The sequence below is a fragment of the Allohahella marinimesophila genome (assembly GCF_039538005.1).
GTDB classification, from domain to species: Bacteria; Pseudomonadota; Gammaproteobacteria; order Pseudomonadales; family Oleiphilaceae; genus Allohahella; species Allohahella marinimesophila.
Genome location: NZ_BAABBO010000004.1, coordinates 1 through 3,378, shown reverse-complemented (window position 1 = coordinate 3,378; position 3,378 = coordinate 1). Strand labels below are relative to the sequence as shown.

Below are 3,378 nucleotides of genomic sequence, written 5' to 3'. Positions count from 1 at the left end.
AGCTCAAAAAAGTTGCGTGTCCGAGGTCCGCGGACAGCGGACGATTGGGGTCAAGAGGTTTGGTTTGGGGGCTGATATGAGTTTTGTTGGTCTTGCTGGGTCGGGATAAAACTTCGGACTGAGCCGTCAAAACTCCCTAAACTCATCACCAAAGCACCCATGCTGCTCAACAAACTCGTTGTAGCTTTTGATCGCCGCGCGATTCTCTTCAACCCACTGTGCTGCTTCACGTTCGCAAAGCTCATCTTTCAGGGCTCGCTCTAGAGTAGCAGACAGGTTGATGTTGAGTTCCCGGGTCTTGCGCAGCAGATCGCTATTGATTGAGAGGTTGACTGCTTTTTTTGGTGCGGCTGCGTTGTAAAGTTCGACCATCAGAGCCTCCGAGGGCTGTCACATGCGTTGCTACAGTTTATGCGCATAGTAGTGTCCACCCAAGAGCATTCAACCAGTGGCAGTGTTTGGTTGGTGGCAATGGGGTTGGTTGGGTTTGGGGTCAACCAGGGCTGGGATGGCCTGGGCGCCGGGGTTATTGATGAGGTGTGAGGCTGGGTGTAGAGTGATCGCTAAACAACTATAAACACACTGAGTAGCAGCTCATGCGCAAACTAATACTGACATTGATCATATCCGCAGCCCTGTCCGGATGTGTTAACCAAGCACAGGTCCAACAGGGCCAGCACGCGTTTTTGTCGGGGGATTATTCAACAGCCGCGGATAATCTTGATGGGCCGGCGCAGGCTGGCGATATAGTCGCTCAACACACTCTTGGTAAGATGTGGCACCACGGCCTGGGCAATACCCCGAAAAATGCGGACGAAGCGGCTAATTGGTATCGGCTGGCTGCTAATCAAGGCTATATTCCCGCGATGCGAGACCTCGGGATCCTGTTCCTCGAGAATGACCACCATGCCTTCGCCGTGGACCAGTTTACGATCGGTGCTAGGTACAATGACGACTTCTCGATACAGCAATTGCGCAAGCTCGGGGCTCCAGTTCCTGACACTGACCTTTATCGTCAGACACTAGCGAATGAAGCCAATCTTCAACGGCAGCGGGCTGTTGCTGAGCAGCAGTATCTGGACGCCGCTGGAGAGATTGGAGCAGCGATTGGTGCATCAGCTGGAAAGTAGTCAGCAGACAACAGTTGACGTCGCAAATGAGATGCGGCGGCTAGCCAAGTTCTGGGCTCTCAAAGATGCTGAAGCGGCGGGCCTGTTTGGCGTGTCGGATCTTGCTTGGGCGCAAATCAAAAGCGGGGCTGAGGTAGATGACGCTGAGTGCTCTGATGACGTGCTAGAGCGGATTGATATACTTTCAAAATCTCAGAGACGGCTTCGGGATGCGTTTTGCGGTAGTGATTCTCGCGCTGAGACATTTCTTCATATGCACAGCTGGGGGGCGCCTTGGGATCCAGCTCCGCCGCTAAAACCCATGTTAGAAACAGGGTTGCCAGGGATTAGAGCGTTTGGGTGGTACGTGAGACGACTGACACGTCTTTTATAGCTCGCCAATTCCACTGCGAAGTCGCTGATAAGAAATCACTGCTCTGTCATGAGTGCTGCGTATCTAGCGATAAGCAGTGCATCTGATCTGCCGTCCTTCAGCCCCCCTTTTGGTCCATACAGATTTGCCGCAGGATAGAGCTCAAGAGCTTTGTCAGCGATCTGCTGCTTCTTTCTAGATTTGTCTTTCTCGCCTGTCGCTAGTCCAAACATTGCTTGCCAATCCTGAGGTCGAACCATCACTACTTCTTTCCCGAGAGCGCCTGCTGCCCCAAGTATATAACCCAGGTTTCTTCCGAAGCTAAAAGCTGAGACAACTCCCTCCCAGGGCGGCTGCCGACCTGCTCGACGTAGATAAGCACGGAATCTCTGAGCAAGTTAGCGAGCGCTGCAGCATCTATTTCTTTCTTTTTTTGAGCGCCCGGATAGGCATGTCATGTATGTCGATTATTGTGCCGTCACTGTCGAGCTGGGCAATACCGCAAGAAAGTCCGGGGTCGATACCGATGATCATTGATATGATTTTTATTTTTCTCGACCATCTCACATTGGCTCGTAGTTTGCATGTTATTCAGCATGCTGCTTATGTGCTGCATCGTCGACGCTTTTGCGTAGCTGCACTTCGCCTTGGTCATTTATAGACCAGACAACACAACCGCCGCTCTGCAAACCCAGAGCCTCCGACACCTCCTCAGGCAGCAGGATCTGCCAATTTTCGTCGATCGATATCTCAAGCTCTTTCATTCTGCTTAGCTCCCATGACGTCTAACTAGAGCTTATGCTTGTGCGCTGGGTGCGTCAAAGCTCCATCAAAACTCCGATCTCGAATACAGCTAAGTCAAAAGACAGACATAGACCATTTTTAGATTACCTCTACGAGAAGTCACCCAGGTGTGTCCATAAGGGATGGGTGTCTCTCTCCGCGAAGCGGCAATGCTCTAATATCTATATATAGAGAAGATAACTTTTACGTGGTCAGGTTTTTTGGCTAACTGAGAGATTTTAAGCTCGTAGAAACAGATAGTTACGAAAATGGCAGGCAGATTTTCGGGGATTTTTGGCTGAAAAATTCTGCAATAAGGGTGCAGAATTTATTCGCACTTCATAACGAATAATATAATTTTGTCGATATTTACTTTTGTAGATTATTTCGATATAATATCAGGAACACGATATATTTTTACGAAAAGTATTGATTTTAGCTGATCACAGTCGTATCATATTATTGTGTCTCAGATAGCCGATCTTAGTCACAAATAATAACAACAAATAACAATAATAAAAGTGAGCAGTAAAATGATACCGATTACGTACACCACCCCCCTCTCCACTCGAGAAGACATAAAAAGCGCCCAGGACCTGGCTAAAGCAGACAAAGAACTTAAGGTCTTACTCGTCGCAACACGATCTGATGCAATACAAGCAGCTAAACTAGCGCAATCAATGAAAGTAGAGCTCGAAGTTGATGGGCAGATATTAATCGCATCTGCTGGCAAAATAGCAATGATGCGTTTTCAGCTGAGTTTTGCAGAATCAGCTGAAGATAGAGCAACAATAGCTCGCTCTGTGCAAGACTATTTTAATCATCGCATACCCAAGCGAACGTCGCTCGCAGATGCCAAAGAGTTGGTTGTAGAGCACTTTCCAGCTATATCCATGGAGATTAATGCAGGGTTANCACACCGTACTCAGACCTGGAGACCCAAGGGAAGTTCATTGCATTGATCGCCGGGATGGGAGCGGGCAAGACCGTTTTTATCAATCGCGAATTTGAGCGAGCGAGCAAAAACGGCGAGAGCCCGCTCAAATTCTCTTCCAGGATCGCTCACATCATAAGTTTCGCCGATGATGACAGACATTACTCACAGCTCAAGAA

3 protein-coding genes are annotated in these 3,378 nt (G+C 48.8%); 1 reads left to right on the top strand and 2 read right to left on the bottom strand.

The genetic code is table 11. From position 1 onward, the window contains the following. Nucleotides 1–126 precede the first annotated feature (126 nt). Nucleotides 127–372: a type II toxin-antitoxin system CcdA family antitoxin gene (locus ABD735_RS05260; RefSeq protein WP_344804045.1), complete on the bottom strand. Its 246-nt coding sequence runs from the start codon at nt 370–372 to the stop codon at nt 127–129. 224 nt (nt 373–596) lie between these two features. Here ABD735_RS05260 and ABD735_RS05255 point away from each other — a divergent pair, with 224 nt between their 5' ends. Next, nucleotides 597–1,130: a tetratricopeptide repeat protein gene (locus ABD735_RS05255; RefSeq protein ID WP_344804044.1), complete on the top strand. Its 534-nt coding sequence runs from the start codon at nt 597–599 to the stop codon at nt 1,128–1,130. Nucleotides 1,131–2,069: 939 nt separating this feature from the next. Here the strand turns inward: ABD735_RS05255 and ABD735_RS05250 are convergent. Further along, nucleotides 2,070–2,246 carry a hypothetical protein gene (locus tag ABD735_RS05250; RefSeq protein ID WP_344804042.1) on the bottom strand — a complete coding sequence of 59 codons (177 nt, stop codon included), beginning with the start codon at nt 2,244–2,246 and terminating at the stop codon, nt 2,070–2,072. Between the last annotated feature and the right edge of the window lie 1,132 nt (nt 2,247–3,378).

What these genes read in the sequence shown, in the direction of transcription:
- ABD735_RS05260 (WP_344804045.1), bottom strand. Translation starts at nt 372, where the DNA reads ATGGTCGAACTTTACAACGCAGCCGCACCAAAAAAAGCAGTCAACCTC.
- ABD735_RS05255 (WP_344804044.1), top strand. Translation starts at nt 597, where the DNA reads ATGCGCAAACTAATACTGACATTGATCATATCCGCAGCCCTGTCCGGA.
- ABD735_RS05250 (WP_344804042.1), bottom strand. Translation starts at nt 2,246, where the DNA reads ATGAAAGAGCTTGAGATATCGATCGACGAAAATTGGCAGATCCTGCTG.